The sequence below is a fragment of the Pseudomonas sp. FG1 genome (genome assembly GCF_034313875.1).
Lineage (GTDB): Bacteria > Pseudomonadota > Gammaproteobacteria > Pseudomonadales > Pseudomonadaceae > Aquipseudomonas > Aquipseudomonas veronii.
This window is the reverse complement of record NZ_JAVIWP010000001.1, coordinates 2,297,957-2,316,121: the sequence shown is the minus strand read 5'-3', so window position 1 is coordinate 2,316,121 and position 18,165 is coordinate 2,297,957. Positions and strand designations below refer to the sequence as shown.

The 18,165-nt window shown below is 60.3% G+C and carries 16 protein-coding genes, 1 other RNA gene and 1 pseudogene; 7 read left to right on the top strand and 11 right to left on the bottom strand.

Features of this window, described 5'->3' with window-relative positions:
- Window positions 1–5 precede the first annotated feature (5 nt).
- The 9 genes and pseudogenes from mraY to rsmI all read right to left on the bottom strand — a co-directional run bounded on the left by mraY (window position 6) and on the right by rsmI (window position 9,055).
- On the bottom strand, window positions 6–1,088 hold the full coding sequence (gene mraY / locus RGV59_RS10705) for a phospho-N-acetylmuramoyl-pentapeptide-transferase (protein WP_017845930.1): 1,083 nt from the start codon (window positions 1,086–1,088) through the stop codon (window positions 6–8).
- Window positions 1,088–2,458 carry a UDP-N-acetylmuramoyl-tripeptide--D-alanyl-D-alanine ligase gene (locus tag RGV59_RS10700; protein WP_126585778.1) on the bottom strand — a complete coding sequence of 457 codons (1,371 nt, stop codon included), beginning with the start codon at window positions 2,456–2,458 and terminating at the stop codon, window positions 1,088–1,090. The genes mraY and RGV59_RS10700 overlap by 1 nt, the downstream gene beginning before the upstream one ends.
- A complete protein-coding gene (locus RGV59_RS10695) occupies window positions 2,451–3,914 on the bottom strand; it encodes a UDP-N-acetylmuramoyl-L-alanyl-D-glutamate--2,6-diaminopimelate ligase (RefSeq protein WP_017845932.1) in 1,464 nt (487 codons plus the stop codon). The genes RGV59_RS10700 and RGV59_RS10695 overlap by 8 nt, the downstream gene beginning before the upstream one ends.
- Window positions 3,914–5,655 (bottom strand): annotated as a pseudogene (locus tag RGV59_RS10690) (peptidoglycan D,D-transpeptidase FtsI family protein). Before RGV59_RS10690 ends, RGV59_RS10695 begins: the two are co-directional and overlap by 1 nt.
- A complete protein-coding gene (gene ftsL / locus RGV59_RS10685; protein WP_017845934.1) occupies window positions 5,655–5,948 on the bottom strand; it encodes a cell division protein FtsL in 294 nt (97 codons plus the stop codon). The pseudogene RGV59_RS10690 and the gene ftsL overlap by 1 nt, the downstream one beginning before the upstream one ends.
- On the bottom strand, window positions 5,945–6,892 hold the full coding sequence (rsmH, locus tag RGV59_RS10680) for a 16S rRNA (cytosine(1402)-N(4))-methyltransferase RsmH (protein WP_010213048.1): 948 nt from the start codon (window positions 6,890–6,892) through the stop codon (window positions 5,945–5,947). Before rsmH ends, ftsL begins: the two co-directional genes overlap by 4 nt.
- Entirely contained in the window at window positions 6,889–7,344 is a 456-nt protein-coding gene (gene mraZ / locus RGV59_RS10675; protein WP_003171868.1) for a division/cell wall cluster transcriptional repressor MraZ, read from the bottom strand. The genes rsmH and mraZ overlap by 4 nt, the downstream gene beginning before the upstream one ends.
- A gap of 355 nt (window positions 7,345–7,699) precedes the next feature.
- An RNA gene (rnpB, locus tag RGV59_RS10670) (RNase P RNA component class A) lies at window positions 7,700–8,053 on the bottom strand.
- A 96-nt stretch (window positions 8,054–8,149) separates the two neighbouring features.
- Window positions 8,150–9,055: a 16S rRNA (cytidine(1402)-2'-O)-methyltransferase gene (gene rsmI, locus RGV59_RS10665; RefSeq protein ID WP_162231502.1), complete on the bottom strand. Its 906-nt coding sequence runs from the start codon at window positions 9,053–9,055 to the stop codon at window positions 8,150–8,152.
- A gap of 187 nt (window positions 9,056–9,242) precedes the next feature.
- Here rsmI and RGV59_RS10660 point away from each other — a divergent pair, with 187 nt between their 5' ends.
- The 4 genes from RGV59_RS10660 (at window position 9,243) to RGV59_RS10645 (ending at window position 12,689) form a co-directional block, all read left to right on the top strand.
- Window positions 9,243–11,054, top strand: coding sequence for a penicillin-binding protein activator (locus RGV59_RS10660; protein WP_017845937.1), 1,812 nt, complete (start codon window positions 9,243–9,245; stop codon window positions 11,052–11,054).
- Window positions 11,054–11,425, top strand: a complete 372-nt coding sequence (locus RGV59_RS10655) for a YraN family protein (protein ID WP_017845938.1) — start codon at window positions 11,054–11,056, stop codon at window positions 11,423–11,425. The genes RGV59_RS10660 and RGV59_RS10655 overlap by 1 nt, the downstream gene beginning before the upstream one ends.
- Window positions 11,426–11,517: 92 nt before the next feature.
- Complete coding sequence (locus RGV59_RS10650) at window positions 11,518–12,111, top strand: phosphoheptose isomerase (RefSeq protein ID WP_003171862.1); 594 nt, start codon at window positions 11,518–11,520, stop codon at window positions 12,109–12,111.
- Window positions 12,108–12,689: a BON domain-containing protein gene (locus tag RGV59_RS10645; RefSeq protein ID WP_017845939.1), complete on the top strand. Its 582-nt coding sequence runs from the start codon at window positions 12,108–12,110 to the stop codon at window positions 12,687–12,689. Before RGV59_RS10650 ends, RGV59_RS10645 begins: the two co-directional genes overlap by 4 nt.
- Window positions 12,690–12,758: 69 nt before the next feature.
- Here RGV59_RS10645 and RGV59_RS10640 read toward each other — a convergent pair whose 3' ends face one another.
- Both RGV59_RS10640 and RGV59_RS10635 read right to left on the bottom strand, forming a co-directional pair.
- Window positions 12,759–13,532, bottom strand: a complete 774-nt coding sequence (locus RGV59_RS10640; protein ID WP_026139898.1) for an OmpA family lipoprotein — start codon at window positions 13,530–13,532, stop codon at window positions 12,759–12,761.
- A gap of 211 nt (window positions 13,533–13,743) precedes the next feature.
- Window positions 13,744–14,388, bottom strand: coding sequence for an MBL fold metallo-hydrolase (locus tag RGV59_RS10635; RefSeq protein ID WP_126585780.1), 645 nt, complete (start codon window positions 14,386–14,388; stop codon window positions 13,744–13,746).
- Between the two features lie 249 nt (window positions 14,389–14,637).
- Here RGV59_RS10635 and istA point away from each other — a divergent pair, with 249 nt between their 5' ends.
- The 3 genes from istA to RGV59_RS10620 all read left to right on the top strand — a co-directional run bounded on the left by istA (window position 14,638) and on the right by RGV59_RS10620 (window position 18,141).
- Window positions 14,638–16,137 carry an IS21 family transposase gene (gene istA, locus RGV59_RS10630; protein WP_102619021.1) on the top strand — a complete coding sequence of 500 codons (1,500 nt, stop codon included), beginning with the start codon at window positions 14,638–14,640 and terminating at the stop codon, window positions 16,135–16,137.
- Window positions 16,130–16,933, top strand: coding sequence for an IS21-like element ISPsy20 family helper ATPase IstB (gene istB / locus RGV59_RS10625; RefSeq protein WP_029241171.1), 804 nt, complete (start codon window positions 16,130–16,132; stop codon window positions 16,931–16,933). Before istA ends, istB begins: the two co-directional genes overlap by 8 nt.
- A gap of 89 nt (window positions 16,934–17,022) precedes the next feature.
- Entirely contained in the window at window positions 17,023–18,141 is a 1,119-nt protein-coding gene (locus RGV59_RS10620; RefSeq protein ID WP_322246945.1) for a tyrosine-type recombinase/integrase, read from the top strand.
- The last annotated feature ends 24 nt before the right edge of the window (window positions 18,142–18,165 follow it).

Genomic DNA, 18,165 nt, shown 5'->3' with positions numbered 1-18,165 from the left:
CGTTTCTACCTCAGTTTCAGGGTGGCAAGACCGACCAGCACGAGAATCACGGTGATGATCCAGAATCGGACGATCACACGCGGCTCAGGCCAGCCCTTGAGTTCAAAGTGGTGGTGGATCGGCGCCATGCGGAACACGCGGCGCCCGGTCAATTTGAAGGAAGCCACCTGGATGACCACCGACAGGGTTTCCATCACGAACACACCGCCCATGATGAACAGCACGATTTCCTGGCGAACGATCACCGCGATGGTGCCCAGGGCCGCGCCCAGCGCCAGTGCGCCGACATCGCCCATGAACACTTGCGCGGGATAGGTGTTGAACCACAGGAAGCCCAGCCCGGCACCGATCAGCGCGCCGCAGAACACGATCAGTTCACCGGCGCCCGGCACATACGGGATCAGCAGGTATTCAGCGAATTTCACGTTACCCGACAGGTAGCAGAAGATGCCGAGCGCGCCGCCTACCATCACCGTCGGCATGATCGCCAGGCCGTCGAGGCCGTCGGTCAGGTTCACCGCGTTGCTGGAGCCGACGATGACGAAGTAGGTCAGCACCACGAAGCCGATGCCCAGCGGAATGCTCGCATCCTTGAGCATCGGGATGATCAAGGTGGTCTCGACCGCGCTTGGAGCCGTCATGTAGAGGAAGATCGCGGCGGCCAGGCCGAACACCGACTGCCAGAAATACTTCCAGCGGCTTGGCAGCCCCTTGGAGTTTTTCTCGATCACTTTGCGATAGTCATCGACCCAGCCGATGGCGCCGAACAACAAGGTCACCAGCAGCACCACCCACACGTAGCGGTTGTACAGGTCGGCCCAGAGCAAGGTGCTGATGCCGATGGACGACAGAATCAGCGCGCCGCCCATGGTCGGGGTGCCGGATTTGGACAGGTGCGACTGCGGGCCGTCATTGCGAACCGATTGACCAATTTGCAGGCTCTGCAGGGTGCGGATCATCCACGGCCCCAGGAACAGCGACAGAGACAGCGCGGTCAGCACGCCCAGAATCCCGCGCAGGGTCAGGTACTGGAAGACCGCGAAGCCTTTGTGGAACTGTTGCAGATACTCAGCCAGCAGCAGCAGCATTAATGTTTCTCCGTACTTGAGCCACACAAGGCCACGACGACGTTTTCCATCACCGCGCTGCGCGATCCCTTGATCAAAATGGTTGTGTGTTTGTCTTGTTCGCCCGCACGCAGCGCCTGGATCAACTCGGCCTGGGTGGCGAAATGCCGCGCACCGGGGCCGAAGGCATTGACGGCATGAGCCATGTTCGGGCCGACGGCGTAGAGCGCGTCGACTTTGCCGCTGGCGTAAGCGCCGACTTCCCGATGGGACTGTTCGGCCCAATCGCCCAGTTCGGCGATATCGCCCAGCACCAGCACCTTGCGCCCGTCGAAACCCTTGAGCAGGTCGATGGCGGCGCAGACCGAGGACTGGTTGGCGTTGTAAGTGTCATCGATCACACGCATGCCGTTGCTGGCCAATTGCGCGACGGTACGGCCCTTGACCGGTTGCACCGCGCCCAGGCCGGTGGCGATGCCAAACAGCGACACGCCCAGGGCGTAAGCCGCAGCCGCGGCCGCCAAGGCGTTGGCGACGTTATGGTTGCCCAGCAGGTTCAACTGCACATGCTGCTCGCCTTGCGGCGAATGCAAGGTAAAGGACGGGCAACCACGGGCGTCGACCGCAATGTTCGACGCGTGGAAATCGGCCGCTGCATTCAGCACGGCGAACGTCAGCACCTTGCGACCGGCGGCGCGTACACGCCAGGTCTCGAAGGCCTTGTCGTCAAGATTCAACACAGCTATGCCCGAGGCATCGAGGCCTTCGAGGATTTCGCCCTTGGCTTCGACGATTTTTTCCGGGCCGCCGAACTCGCCGACGTGGGCGGTCCCGGCGTTGTTGATAATTGCCACGTGAGGCTTGGTCAGCGCCACGGTGTAGGCAATTTCGCCAATACGCGAAGCGCCCAGCTCGATCACGGCCGCCGTGTGTTCCGGGGCCAGTTCGAGCAGGGTCAGCGGTGCGCCGAAATCGTTGTTCAGGTTGCCACGGGTGGCCAGCACCGGCCCGCGCGTGCGCAGGACACCGGCGAGCAGTTCCTTGACCGTGGTCTTGCCGCTGGAGCCGGTGATCGCGGCCACCGGCTTGGTGAACGCCGCACGGTTGAGCGCACCCAGTTGGCCCAAGGCCAGGCGCGTGTCGGCCACCAGCAATTGCGGCAGGGTGGAGTCCGCCACTTCGCGTTGCACCAGGGCACCGACCGCGCCTTTGGCGGCGACCTCATTCAGGTAGTCATGGCCGTCGAAACGCGGACCGGCCAGGGCAACAAACAGTTGGCCCGGCTTGATCGCACGGCTATCGATACTGACGCCATTGAAACTGCAATCACCCGACAGCATGCGCGCCGAGAGGGCCTGGGTCAGCTCGCTGAATTTCATCGCTTTAAGCATGCGCGACCTCCCAGGCGGTCAAGGCATGATCGGCCTCGACCAGATCGGAGAAAGCGTGGCGTTCGCCGTTGATTTCCTGGTAGTCCTCGTGACCTTTACCAGCCAGTACCACGACATCGTCGACGCTGGCGCTGGCGATCAATTGGGCAATGGCCGCGCCGCGACCGGCAATGAAGCTGGCTTTGGATGGGTCTTTGAAGCCGACGCGGATGTCGTCGAAAATCTGGCTCGGGTCTTCGCTGCGCGGGTTGTCGTCGGTGACGAGCACGCCATCGGCCAGACGCTCGACAATCTCGGCCATCAATGGACGCTTGCCGCGATCGCGATCACCGCCACAGCCGAACAGGCACAGCAACTTGCCCTTGGCGTGTGGGCGCAGGGCCAGCAGGACTTTTTCCAGTGCGTCCGGGGTGTGGGCGTAATCGACCACCACCAGCGGCTGCGAACCGCCGCCCAGACGTTGCATGCGACCGGCCGGGCCTTCCAGCTTCGGCAGCACACGCAGGATTTCATCGAGCGCGTAATCCAGGCCGAGTAGCGCACCGATCGCCGCGAGGACGTTGCTCAGGTTGAAACGACCCAGCAAGGTACTGCGCAAATGGTGCTCGCCCTGCGGCGTCACCAACGTGGCGCGCACGCCCTCGTCATTGAATTGGGCTTCGCGGCAGTACAGATAGGCGCGGGAGTCTTCCAGGCTGTAGCTGATCAGGCGCGCTTCGCTGTCTTGGGCCGCCAGCTCGCGGCCGAACGCGTCATCCAGGTTCACCACGCGGCACTTCAGGTCGTTCCAGGCAAACAGCTTGGCCTTCTCGGCGGCGTAGGCTTGCATGGTGCCGTGGTAGTCCAGGTGATCGCGGGACAGGTTGGTCATCACCGCCACATCGAAAGCCAGCGCGGCAACGCGGCCCTGGTGCAAACCGTGGGACGACACTTCCATGGCAACCGCCTTGGCACCGGCCTTTTTCAGGTCGGCCAGGGTCGCTTGCACGGCGATCGGGTTCGGCGTGGTGTGCAGGCCGCTTTGCAGCGCGCCATAGAAACCGGTGCCCAGGGTGCCGACGATGCCGCAGTGCTGGCCCAACAGGTCAAGCGCCTGGGCGACCAGTTGGGTCACGCTGGTCTTGCCGTTGGTGCCGGTCACGCCAATCAGGTTCAGGTGGCGGCTCGGATCGCCGTAGAAACGCCCGGCGATGTCCGACAGTTGCGCGGCCAGGCCTTTGACCGGAATCAACGGCACGTCGGTGATCGGCAGCACGGTGGCACCGTCCACTTCATACGCCACGGCGGCGGCGCCGCGTTGCAGGGCATCGGCGATGTGCGCGCGGCCATCGTATTTGCCGCCAGGCACCGCCAGGAACAGGTCCCCGGCGCGTACATTACGACTGTCCAGTGTCAGCTCGCGGATCAGCAGATCGCGACCGGCATGGGCAAAAATCTTGTTCAGGCTAAGAGACATCAGCCGCGCCCTCCATTGGCTTTTACCGCGGCGGCCGGTGGTCCGGCGTTCGCTTGTTGGGTCGGCGGCAGGTTGTCCGGCGTGATGTTCATCAGGCGCAGGGTGCCGGACATCACTTTGCTGAACACCGGCGCCGACACCAGGCCACCGAAGTAGCCCGCTTTACTCGGTTCATCGATCACGACGACGATGGCGTAGCGCGGGTCGCTCATCGGGCCGAAACCGGCGAACAGCGAGCGATAGGAGTTCTCGGCATAGCCTTTGGTGCCGACCGAGGTCTTACGCGCAGTACCCGACTTGCCGGCCACGTGATACGCCGGCACCTGGGCGCGGAATACGCCGCGCGGTGCTTCGATCACTTGTTGCAGCATGCCTTGCATGGTCTTGGCGACGCTTTCCGGGATCACCTGGGTCGCTTTCGGCGCTTCGTCGACGTGGATCAGGCTCAAAGGAACCATCCGACCGTTATTGGCCAATACAGAGAAAGCGTGGGCCAGCTGGATCGCGGTCACCGACAGGCCATAGCCGTAGGACAGCGTGGCGGTCTCGGCTTTTTCCAGTCGCGGTAGTTCGGCAGGTTGCCCACGCGCTCACCCGGGAAGTCCAGGCCGGTGGGTTGGCCAAGGCCGATCTTTTGCGCCAGGTGATAGATGGTTTCGCCGCCGATATCGAAGGCGACCTTACTCATGCCCACGTTACTGGAGTTGATCAGGATACCTGTCAGATCCAACACCGGGCCTTCGGTACGCGACACGTCACGAATGGTGTATTTGCCCAACTGCAGGGTGCCGGGGTAGACCTCGACCTTGTCGCTGGGCTTCCAGCGCCCGGTTTCCAGGGCGGCACTCATGGAGATGGCTTTCATGGTCGAACCCGGCTCGAACACGTCGATCATCGCGCGGTTGCGCATCATCGCCGGTTGCAGGTTGCGACGGTTGTTCGGGTTGTAGGTCGGCTGGTTGACCATGGCGAGGATCTCGCCGGTCTTCACGTCCATGATCACCAGGCTGCCGGCCTTCGCGCCGTTCTCGATGATCGCGTTACGCAGCTCGCGGTTGGCCAGGTATTGCAGGCGCAGGTCAATCGACAACGCCAAGGGCTTGCCGGCCTTGGCGTTTTTGGTGACTTGGACGTCTTTGATCAGTCTGCCGCGCCGATCCTTGATGACCTGTCGCTTGCCGGGCACGCCGGCCAGCCATTCATCGTAGGCCAGCTCAACCCCTTCGCGACCATGGTCGTCGATGTCGGTAAAGCCAACCATGTGCGCAGTGGTTTCACCGGCCGGGTAGAAACGGCGGAATTCCTCGATGCCATAGACACCGGGGACCTTGAGGTCGAGCACTTGCTGGCCCTGTTCGGGGGTGAGGCCGCGAACCAGGTAGATGAATTCTTTATTGGCCTGGGCTTCCAGGCGCTCGGCCAGGGCTTTCGGGTCCTGACCCAACGCGGCAGCCAGTTGTGGCCACTTGTCCTTGGCTACCTGCAATTCCTTGGCGTTGGCCCACAGCGTGGTCACCGGCGTACTGACGGCCAGGGGCTCGCCGTTACGGTCGGTGATCAGGCCGCGGTGTGCAGGAATCGGAATATGTCGCAGGCTACGGGCATCGCCCTGGCCGATCAGGAAGTCGCGGTCGACCACCTGCAGGTCGATGATCCGCCAGGTGATGGCGCCGACCATCAAGGCCAGCAAGCCGAGCATCAGGCGGAAGCGCCACGGGTAAAGTGCGCCTTCGAGTTTCATCATGGCGCCACCATTCGAACTTCGGCCGCGCCAGGGATGTGCATCTTCAACTGTTCGGTGGCCAGTATTTCGATGCGGCTATGGGCGGTCCAGGTGCTTTGCTCGAGGATCAACCGGCCCCACTCCGCCTGCGCTTTATCACGCACACTCAATTCGCCGTACAGGGTATTGAGCAGTTGGCGGTTGTAATGGGCGCTGTAGGACACCGCAATCGCGGACACCAGCACGCCGATAAACAGCAGCAACATAAAGAAGCTGCCGCCCGGGAGGGGCTTGGCGAAGAGCCTGCTCACCGCAACTTCTCCGCGACGCGCATGACGGCGCTACGGGAGCGTGGGTTGGCCTTGAGTTCAGCTTCGGAAGCGAACTGCGCCTTGCCATGGATTTTGATTTTCGGCACGAAGGCTTCGAAACGCACCGGCAGGTTGCGTGGCAGGTTGTCGGATTCACCCTTGACCAGGCGACGCATGAACAGTTTGACGATGCGGTCTTCCAGGGAGTGGAAGCTGATCACCACCAGGCGCCCGCCCACTTCCAAGGCTTCCAGCGCGGCTTCGAGGCCGGCTTCCAGATCGCCCAACTCATTGTTGACGTGAATGCGCAGGCCCTGGAACGCACGGGTCGCCGGGTTCTTGCCTTTTTCCCAGGCAGGGTTGGCGACTTTCAGCACTTCCGCCAGGTCGGCGGTGCGCTCGAACGGCTGGATTTCGCGGCGCTCGACCACGGCGCGCGCCATGCGACCGGCGAAGCGTTCTTCACCGTATTCCTTGAACACACGGGCGATTTCTTCCACCGGCGCGGTAGCGATGAACTGGGCGGCACTGACACCACGGGTGGGGTCCATACGCATATCCAGCGGGCCGTCGTTCATGAAACTGAAACCGCGCTCCGGGTCATCGAGCTGCGGCGAGGACACGCCCAGGTCGAGCAAAACCCCGGCCACCTTGCCTGCCATGCCGCGCTCGGCGACTTCGGCACCCAGCTCGGCAAAGCTGCGTTGTACAACGACAAAGCGGCCGTCTTCGGCCGCTAGCGCTTGCCCGGTGGCAATCGCCTGGGGGTCTTTGTCGAACCCGAGGAGTTTACCGTCGGGCCCGAGCTGGCTGAGTATCAACCGGCTGTGCCCGCCCCTGCCGAAGGTGCCATCCAGATAGCAGCCATCCGCGCGTACGGCGAGAGCCTCAACGGCTTCGTCAAGCAGTACGGTGATGTGGTTAAAGCCGCTATCAATAGTCACAAGATCAAATCACGCAGTTCATCAGGCATGGCGCCCGGTTGTTGAATAGCAGCCAGGTCAGCTGCAGAAACAGCATCCCAGGCATCTTCGTCCCACAATTGGAACTTGTTCAGTTGGCCCACAAGCATTGCGCGCTTGTCGAGCTTGGCGTACTCGCGCAGACGCGGGGGCACCAGGAAACGACCACTGCCATCGAGTTCGAGGTCGACGGCATTACCGATCAGCAAACGCTGCAGACGGCGGTTTTCTTCACGCAATGAAGGCAAGGCACGCAGTTTGGTTTCAATCAACTCCCACTCATCGAGGGGGTAAACGCATAAACAAGGGTCAACGGCATCGATCGTGATGATTAACTGCCCGGAACTTCGCGAAATCAGCTCGTCACGATACCGGCTCGGCATAGCGAGACGGCCTTTTGCATCGAGACTGATAGCGTTAGCTCCGCGAAACACAGATGCGTTTCTCCAAATTTTAGCGCTTTACGTTAAAAAAACCCACTTTGTGCCACTTTCCGCCACTTGCGCACACTATAGGAATGCGCCCACCACACCGTCAAGGCGCGGATTCAAGGAAAAGCCTTACAGAACGGAGATTTAGGAGCGCAAGAGGAGGAGAAATCAGAGTTCAGCGGTATTTTTGGCTCAATAAGCACAAATAGCTCAAAGAGCTATGCTTCAAAGTTAAAGTAATTTATTAAGAGTAAGATTTTTTTGGTATTACCAAGATGCATCTGCCAATGATTTGGCAGGGAGGGATTCTTGCGTTACTACCGGGTTTCTGCACGAGATTCGGACAGAAGGAAAAAAGGTGGAGAGTCGATCTATAAGCCGGGTTCTGTCTTGAACAGTCATTCGTCTACGATGGCCATCACTGGACATCTTTAGCAACCTACCCGGTCCCAGCGCGGGCCACGCCTTGGGACCCTATTTGGTCTTGCTCCAAGTGGGGTTTACCTAGCCACGAACTGTTGCCAGACGTGCGGTGCGCTCTTACCGCACCTTTTCACCCTTACCGGCACCGAAGTGCTTAGGCGGTTATTTTCTGTGGCACTTTCCGTAGGCTCACGCCTCCCAGGCATTACCTGGCACTTCGCCCTATGGAGCCCGGACTTTCCTCCCCCCCCTAATTTTCATAGAGGGCAGCGACTGTCCAATCGACTCTCCGCCGCGCAGGTTAACGGCACGACGGAGTTAGGACAAGTATTAAAAGTACAGCAATGCCATCACGTTCAGACGGAATACCGGTTTAACCCCGGAACTATTCGGCTTTCTGTTTATCCAGCGCGGCCTGATACAACACATTTTTGCGCACCCCGGTGATTTCCGCCGCCAGCGCTGCCGCTCGCTTAAGGGGCATTTCCTTGAGCAGCAGATCCAAGACGCGCATGGCTTCGCCACCGACGGCGTCTTCATTTTCCGGCGCCGTCCAACCCGCCACCAGCACCACGCACTCGCCACGCTGCTGATTGCTGTCACCTTCGACAAACGCGCGCAGTTCTTCCAGCGGCAGCCCCTTGAGCGTCTCGAAGGTCTTGGTCAGCTCGCGGGCCAGCAGCGCCAGGCGCTCGCCACCGAACACCAGCTCCATGTCCTGCAGGCATTCGAGGATACGGTGCGGGGCTTCATAGAAGATCAGCGTGCGCGGTTCTTCCTTAAGCGCCTGAAGACGTGCGCGACGCCCCACCGCCTTGGCCGGCAGGAAACCCTCGAAGATGAAACGATCCGATGGCAACCCCGCGGCGGATAACGCCGCAATCAACGCGCATGCGCCCGGAACCGGCACTACATTGATACCCGCGGCACGCGCCTGACGGACCAGGTGGTAACCGGGATCGGAAATCAGCGGGGTACCGGCATCGGAAATCAGCGCCACATCGTCACCGGCCAGCAGGCGCGTGATAAAACGGCTGCCTTCTTCGCGCTCGTTATGTTCGTGGCAGGCCGCCAATGGCGTGCTGATGCCGAAATGCTGCATCAAGCGCTGGGAGTGCCGAGTGTCTTCCGCAGCGATCAATTTAACGTCGCGCAACACTTTAAGCGCCCGGGCGCTGATGTCGTCCAGGTTGCCAATGGGCGTCGCCACGACAAAAAGCGAGCCTGCAGTGGAATTCAAAGGACCTGGAGCAGTCAAAACGCACACCTCGATGGTTGGCAAAAGCCACATTGTAGCGCGTCGACGCCGCGGAAATATGCCATCGAGATGGATGCCGTTTCAGCCGTCGGTCGGCCCTAGCCACCCAAACGCAACATTTACACCACCTAAATTGACGGTTTCACGCCAGTAACATCGCGCCTGGGCCAGTGCTTGGGTACAATTCCACGCTAATTTGATCGGTATCAGGAACACTTACATGATCCCTTGCCTGCGGCTGCTCTCCGCCCTCTGCCTCGCTGCCTTGCTGGGCGCCTGTGCCAGCTCGCCCTCGTCCCGCCTTGGCGACCTGCCACGGACCCCGGATGCCAGTATCGAGCAACTGCTCGAACAGGCGACTACCGCCAACACGCCCGAAAAAGCTGCGTTACTGCGCCTGAGCGCGGCCGACATGGCCTACCACCAGAACAACGCTGGCCGCTCGTCGCAGATTCTTGCGCAGGTGCCGATGGATGCTCTCAAGCCCGCCGCGCAGGTGTTCGCCAACACCCTGGCCGCCGAACTGGCCATGACGCGTAACCAGCCCAAGGCCGCGCTGGCGGCGTTGAACCACCCCAGCCTGCAGAACCTGAAGGAGCTGCCGGCCGAACAGCAGGTCCGCACCGGCACCGTACATGCACGCGCCTATGAAGCCGACGGCCAGACCCTGGCCGCCGCTCGCGAGCGTGTGACCATGGCGCCACTGCTGACCGGCGACGCCGCCAAGAGCAACCATGAAGCCATCTGGGCGCTGATTGCCGCGCTGCCGGCCGAACAGCTGCAAGCCAGCGGCAACCCGACGCTCGACGGCTGGATCACCCTGGCCCAGGCGGTCAAGGGCGCCGGCACGCTGGAGCAACAGCAAGCCGCCATTGACACCTGGCGTGCGCAGAACCCGGGCCATCCGGCCGCCGTGCAACTGCCGACGCCGCTGACCAAACTCAAGGAACTGGCGAGCCAACCGCTGAACAAGATCGCCCTGCTGCTGCCGCAGGAGGGTCCACTGGCCAACGTGGCCAAGGCCCTGCGCGAAGGCTTCATGGCCGCGCATTACCAGGCTGAACAAGCCGGGCAGAAGCCGCCGGTCATCGAGTTCTATGACAGCTCGCGCCTGACCTCCCTCGACGACTTCTACGCCAAGGCCAAGGCTGCCGGCGTGCAATTGGTCGTCGGGCCGCTGGAAAAGCCGCTGGTCAAACAGCTCAGCGCGCGCCCGCAATTGCCGATTACCACCCTGGCGTTGAACTACAGCGAGACCGATCAAAACCCGGCGCAGTTGTTCCAGTTCGGCCTGGCGGCTGAAGACGAAGCTCGCGAAGTCTCGCGCCGCGCCCGTGCCGACGGCCTGCACCGCGCCGCTGCGATGGTGCCCCGTGGCGAATGGGGTGAGCGTGTCTACAAGGCCTTCCGCCAGGACTGGGAAGCCAACGGCGGCACCGTTGTCGGCGTCGAGTACGTCGACCAGCCGGTCGCCCTCGCCCAGCAGATTGCCGATCTGTTCCAACTGCGTAAAAGCGAAGGCCGTGCCAAGAGCCTGCAAAGCGCCGTCGGCACCGACGTCGCCGCACAACCTTCGCGTCGCCAGGACATCGAGTTCATCTTCCTGGCCGTCACCCCGCAACTGGCCCAGCAGATCAAGCCGACCCTGAACTTCCAGTACGCCGGCGACGTGCCGGTGTATGCGACGTCTCACGTGTTCAGCGCCAGCGGCGACAAGAACCAGTACCTGGACATGACCAACGTGATGTTCTGCGAAACCCCTTGGCTGCTCAACACCACCGACCCGCTGCGCAACCAGGTCGCTGCACAATGGCCGCAAGCCAATGGCAGCCTTGGCCGCCTGTACGCGATGGGCGTCGATGCCTACCGCCTGGCGCCACGCGTGGGCCAACTCAAGGCATTGCCGGATACGCGCATTGACGGCCTCTCGGGCAACCTGGGCATCAGCGCCCACCAGCGCGTTGACCGCCAGATGCCGTGGGCGAAGTTCGTCGGCGGCGAAGTCCAACGTCTGCCCGATACCCCACGCTGATGCCCGAACGGTCCAGCGCACAAAGCGGCAAGGATGCCGAACTTCAAGCGCTTGAGTACCTTCGACAACAGGGTCTGCGCCTTCTGGCGCAGAACTGGTTGTGTAAACGCGGCGAGCTTGATCTGGTCATGCTTGACGGCGATACAGTAGTATTCGTCGAAGTCCGCTACAGAAAACACGCACAATGGGGTGGCGCGCTCGCCAGTATCGACGGGCGCAAGCGTCAGAAGCTGATACTCGCCGCGCAGTTTTTCCTGCTCAAGGAGCATCGCTGGGCTGACTCCCCCTGCCGTTTCGATGTGGTTGCCATTGAAAGCACACCGTCTGGCAAAGCTGATTTGAACTGGCTCAAAGATGCCTTCGACAGCTGATTCGCCGGACATCTTCACCACACACTTTTGCTCTTTGCTTTGCGGGCTGCACATTCCTGTGCCAAATAGCCGCGCTACTTAAGGTCACACAGATGGACATGCAATCCCGAATTCGCCAGCTTTTCCAGGCCAGCATCGACACCAAGCAACAGGCGATGGACGTACTTGCACCGCACATCGAGCAAGCCAGTCAGGTCATGGTCAATGCCTTGCTCAACGAGGGCAAAATGCTTTCGTGCGGCAACGGCGGCTCGGCCGGCGATGCCCAGCATTTCTCGTCCGAGTTGCTCAACCGCTTCGAGCGCGAGCGTCCGAGCTTGCCGGCCATTGCCTTGACCACCGATTCGTCGACGATCACCTCGATCGCCAACGACTACAGCTACAACGAAATCTTCTCCAAACAGATCCGCGCCCTGGGGCAACCGGGTGACGTGCTGCTGGCGATTTCCACCAGCGGCAACTCGGCGAATATTATTCAGGCGATCCAGGCCGCACATGATCGCGAAATGATTGTCGTAGCATTGACTGGTCGCGACGGCGGCGGCATGGCCTCGCTGTTACTGCCCGAGGACGTGGAGATTCGCGTCCCGGCCAATGTCACCGCACGTATTCAGGAAGTCCACCTGCTGACGATCCACTGCCTGTGCGATCTGATCGACAGCCAACTGTTCGGGAGTGAAGAATGACCGTTAAACGCCTCAGCCTATTGGCGATTGCGCTGTGCCTCGGCATCAGCGGCTGCAGCACGGCAATCACCGCGACACGTGACACCCCCATCCAGGACGACAAGGGCACCCGCACCTTCGGCAGCAAGATTGACGACTCGTTGATCGAAACCAAGGTCGAGGTCAACGTCGCCAAGGCCGCTACGGACCTGGGCAATGGCGCGTCGCGCATCGTCGTGACCAGCTTCAACGGCGTGGTACTGCTCGCCGGCCAAACGCCACGTGCCGAACTCAAGGCCCAGGCCGAACAAGCCGCCTCGGCCGTGCAGCGGGTCAAGAAGGTCCACAACGAATTGCAGGTAATGGACCCGATCACCCTGCTGGCCATCAGCAACGATGCGCTACTGACCACCAAGATCAAGGCGCAGATGCTGACCGACAACGCCATTCCCGGTTCGCGCATCAAAGTCGTCACCGACAACGGCATCGTTTACCTGATGGGCCTGCTGACCCAGGCGGAAGCGACCCGTGCGGCGAACTTGGTACAGGGCGTGTCCGGCGTACAGAAGATCGTGAAGGTGTTCGAGTACATCGATTGATGTAACCGACGGCCACAAAAAAAGGGCGCCGTGCATTGATTGCACGGCGCCCTTTTTATTGGCTGCAGATTACTGGTATTGCGAGTACGGGTTGCCCTGGAACTGGTTGTTCTGCTGCGGCGCCTGTTGCTGGGCGCCCGGCTGGCCATACTGCTGGCCTGGGATTGGGCCCAGGTTCACTTCTACACGACGGTTCTGCGCGCGACCGTTGACGTCGGCATTGCTGGCGATCGGATTATCCGGACCGGCACCACGAGCGCTCAGGTTGGCAGCGCTGACGCCTTGGGAGGTCAGATAGTTGGCCACGCTCTGCGCACGACGCTGGGACAGGTCCATGTTCAACTGACGGCTGCCGGTGCTATCGGTGTAACCCACGATCTGGATGGTGTTCTGGCTGAACTGCTTGAGCGAGTTGGCCAGGTTGTTCAGCGGCGTATAGAAGCTGCTGGCGATCGCGTCCGAGTTGGTGGCGAAGGTGATGTTGCCCGGCATGATCAGTTTGATCTGATCGCCCTGGCGCTGAACTTCAACCCCGGTATTGGCCATGCTTTCGCGCAGTTTCTTTTCCTGCTGGTCGGCGTAGTAGCCATAACCCGCAGCACCTGCACCCGCGACGACGGCACCGATCAGTGCGCCCTTGCCACGGTTGTTATGGTCGATGGCTGCACCGGCCAACGCACCGGCCAGAGCGCCGAGGCCGCCGTACTTGACGGTCTTGCTCATGCCACCGGATTCATTACTCGCCTGTCCCTGGCTGCTACCGTCATACGGATTGGGTGAAGCACAGCCAGATAACATGGCTACGGCAGTAGCGACAACGAGCAGACGACGCGGAGTGAACATGGAGAAGCTCCTACTTTTGCACTCTGGGTGCAGAGGATATGGACAATGGATCTTTGCCGGGTTTTGAACGCGACAAACGGTAAAAATTCCGTGGACGTATCTTAACCTGTAACAAAAAACGCAGGACTATCGTCGCGGCACAAACCGTAGCAGACGCACGCTGAACACACGCTGAGTTTTTTGCTACAGGGCTTGACCGCCTACGTTGCAATCATGCGCGCACAAAGGGGTTCTCGCGCATCTCGTCACCGAGTCGCGTCTCCGGCCCGTGACCGGTCACCACCGTCGCCGCCTCATCCAGCGTATACAGGCGCTGCTTGATCGAGCGCACAATCGCCGCTTGGTCCCCGCCCCACAAATCCGTGCGGCCTACGCCCCGGCGAAACAACGTATCTCCAGCGATCAGCAGCTTGGCATCGGCAAACCAGAAACTCATCGACCCCGGCGTGTGCCCCGGCGTATGCAATGCGACACCGCAACCGCAAGCCAGCTCTTCATCGTCGGCCAGCCAACGGTCCGGCGACGGCACCGGCGTATACGGCACGCCAAACGTCTGGCACTGCATCTCCAGGTTATCCCAGAGGAACTGGTCGGCCTTGTGCAAATGCAGGGTCGCGCCGGTCTTCTCCTTCAACTGGCCGGACGCCAGGAAGTGATCCAGGTGGGCGTGGGTGTGAATGATGCTCACCACCTTGAGGCCCAGCGCCTCGAGCCGCGCCAGAATCAGCTCGTGATTGCCGCCGGGGTCGACCACGATGGCTTTTTTACTGATGGGGTCGCCGATGATGGTGCAGTTGCACTGCAACGGGCCGACGGGGAAGGTTTCTCGTATTAGCGCGGGTTTTGCGGCTTCCATGGGTATTCCTGTAGGATTAATGGCACATTTTTGGCACAGTGCGATTGACGATGGCGACGATCAGGAAGAAAGGCCCATACCAGTGGCACGCCCAAATCAGGCGTAAAGGGTGGCCCCAACAGACCCGCACTTTCTGTTGCCGCTGACCGAAAACTGACCCAGTAGAGGCTCTTCTGCCGACTGAAAACTGACCCAGGTGTTCAACTGCTTCTGCTCACTTTTCGAGCAGGAGAACACAGGGTGATCAGCATGGAAATGTTGGGAAAAATCCGGCGGATGTACTTCCGCGACAAGCTCTCGCTGCATCAGATAGCCAAGCGTACCGGGCTGTCGAGAAACACCATCCGAAAATGGGTCAGAGCGCCCGAAGCCATTCAGCCAGCGTACCAACGGTGCGCAACCTTCAATAAGCTCAGCCCTTTTCACGAGACCCTGGAGCAGGCGCTCAAGGCCGATTCGTTCCGGCCAAAACACAACCGCAGGAGCGCCAAAGCACTTTTTGAGCAGATCAAAGCCGAGGGTTATGACGGCGGTTACAGCCAGCTCACGGCGTTTGTGCGCTCTTGGCGAGGCGAGCAAGGCAAGTCTTTACGCGCTTTTGTACCGCTGACGTTTGCGCTCGGTGAGGCCTTTCAATTTGACTGGAGCGAAGAAGGTCTGCTGATCGGTGGTCTTTTTCGACGTATCCAGGTCTCCCACATGAAGCTGTGTGCCAGCCGCGCATTCTGGTTAGTTGCGTACCCCAGCCAAGGCCACGAGATGCTGTTTGATGCCCACACCCGTTCGTTTGGAGCGTTGGGTGGTGTGCCGCGTCGCGGCATCTACGACAACATGAAAACGGCTGTCGACAAGGTCAACAAAGGCAAAGGGCGCACGGTCAACGCCCGGTTTTCCGTGATGTGCGCGCACTATCTGTTCGATCCGGACTTCTGCAACGTGGCCTCTGGCTGGGAAAAAGGCATCGTCGAAAAGAACGTTCAGGACAGCCGGAGGCGAATCTGGCTCGATGCTCAAAACTGTATGTTTCACACCTTCGAGGAACTGAATGTCTGGCTCGGCCAACGTTGTCGGTCGCTCTGGAGCGAACTGGTGCATCCGCAGTACAACGGGCTGACGGTGGCCGAGGTCTTAGAGCTGGAGCAGGTCGAAATGATGCCAATGCCGACGGCATTTGATGGCTACGTCGAGCGTACCGTGCGGGTCTCCAGCACCTGCCTGATCAGCGTGGCGCGAAATCGCTATTCAGTGCCATGTGAGCGCGTCGGCCAGTGGGTCAGTAGCCGTTTGTACCCTTCGCGGATCGTGGTCATTGCTGACGAAACGGTGATCGCCAGTCACGAGCGCCTCTTTGATCGAGATCAGGTCAGTTTTGACTGGCAGCACTACATCCCACTCATCGAACGCAAGCCTGGTGCATTGCGCAACGGTGCGCCATTTGCTGATCTGCCAAAACCGTTACGGCTTCTCAAACGAGGACTGAGGCGTCACACCAACGGTGATCGAATCATGATGCAGGTACTGGCTGCTGTGCCAATTGCGGGGCTCGAACCTGTGCTGGTGGCGGTGGAGCTGGTACTTGAATCGGGAAGTCTGAGCGCCGATCACATCCTCAATGTCCTTGCCCGCCTGACCTCCACCGCACTACCTCCCAGTGTAGAAACCAGCCTGCAACTCAAGGTCGCGCCTGTTGCCAATACAGCACGCTACGACCGGCTCCGTGCGACCGATGAGGAGAATCGCAATGCGTGACCTAATGACTGAACTCAAAGAACTTCGCCTGCACGGCATGGCCAGTGCTTGGGAAGAACTGGTCTCTCAAGGAACAGCGTCGACGGCTTCATCGAAATGGCTGCTGGAACATCTGCTTCAGCAGGAACATGCGGATCGCGCGGTGCGCTCGGTGAATCATCAGATGAACATGGCAAAACTCCCCATGCACCGTGACTTAGCTGGCTTTGACTTCAGCGCTTCCAGCGCTGATGCCCGGCTGGTCAGCGATCTATCCAGCTTAGCGTTCACTGAAACGGCGCAGAATGTCGTGTTCATTGGCGGCCCTGGAACCGGGAAAACACACCTGGCCAGTGCCTTGGCTGTATCCGGAATCACGGCCCACAACAAACGCGTGCGCTTCTTTTCCACGGTGGATCTGGTGAATCTGCTGGAGCGTGAGAAGTACGATGGCAAGGCAGGGCGAATCGCCCAGGGACTGCTTCGCACAGACCTGGTGATACTGGATGAGCTGGGATATTTGCCCTTTAGCCAAAGCGGCGGTGCCCTGTTATTTCACCTGCTGTCCAAACTGTACGAACACACCAGCGTGGTCATCACCACCAACCTCAGCTTCTCGGAATGGTCGAGTGTGTTTGGCGACGCCAAGATGACCACCGCGTTGTTGGATCGGCTGACACATCACTGCCACATCGTCGAAACGGGCAACGAGTCCTACCGCCTACAACACAGCACCTTGGCCGCCCAGACAAAGATCAAGTCACGGGAACGAAAGCGCAAGGACGGAGATGATGTCGAGGACGATGAGCCATTTTGATCCGCACCATAAATACCCTGCTGCATGCCTACATGCGGTGGGGGTTGATGCGTCTTGAATCGGCCCACTGCTGCTAAGCTTATCCACAATTGCTGGGACAGAAATCAGCAATCCGTCCTGGGTCAATTTTCAATCGGCAGGGTGGGTCAGTTTTCAATCAGCGCCAACACCGCACTTTCAACACCCAGGCCGAAGCGAAAGCCTGGGCAACGATGATTGAGCGCGAGATGGACGCCGGCGTGTTCGTCAGCCGCAACGAAGCGGAATCGACCTCCTTCGCCAAAGCCCTGGATATGTACGCCGAGCAGGTTACTAGCAAGAAGCGCAGTAGCGATTCTGAGCTATCCCGCATCCAGGCCCTGCAGCGCCACCCATTAGCCCTAAGACCGCTGGCCAGCATCCGTGGTGCCGACATGGCCAGCTACCGCGATCAACGCCTCGCAGAGGGGCTGGCAGCAGCCACCGTGCGCCGCGAGCTTGCTTTGATTTCTCATGTCTTCACCATCGCTCGCAAAGAGTGGCGCATGGAGTCGCTGAGCAACCCCGTAGAGCTGATTCGCCAGCCAAGTGTTGATGACGCCAGAGATAGGCGCATCTTGAGCGCAGATGTGTGGATGCTCCGAGACAATGAGTTGGTCTGTGAGCACTTGGACGAGCTGGAAATGATCTGTCGCTACGCTCGCTCGGCCGAGCTCCCGCAGATCATCCAATTCGCAGTCGAGACAGGTATGCGCCGCAGCGAGATCACCAGCTTGCTGCGAGCAAATGTCGACCTAGAGAAACGCACCGCCATACTGCCGCTAACCAAGAATGGTTCTGCCCGTGGCGTCCCCCTCTCTAGCCGCGCCGTTGAGATAGTGAAGTGTCAGCCCAAGCGCGAGGATGGCCTGGTATTCAGGAGCCGACCGGACACCATCACCAAGGCATTCAACGATGCCGCAGTTCATGGACGCCAAGCCTATGTGAAGGGGCTTACCCTAAAACCTCAGCGCGAGGGCCTACCGCAGGACAAAATCGATCAGTTGATCGATAGCGATCCCTTCCTGATCGATCTGCGCTTTCACGACCTACGCCACGAAGCCACGTCACGCCTAGCAGAAATCTTCCCGCTACATGAGCTGACCAAAATCACCGGCCACCAAGACACTCGGATGCTGATGCGGTATTACCATCCAAGACCGGAGGATCTTGCAAAAAAATTGACCTGAGCCGGGGTGGCTAGAGAAGAACGC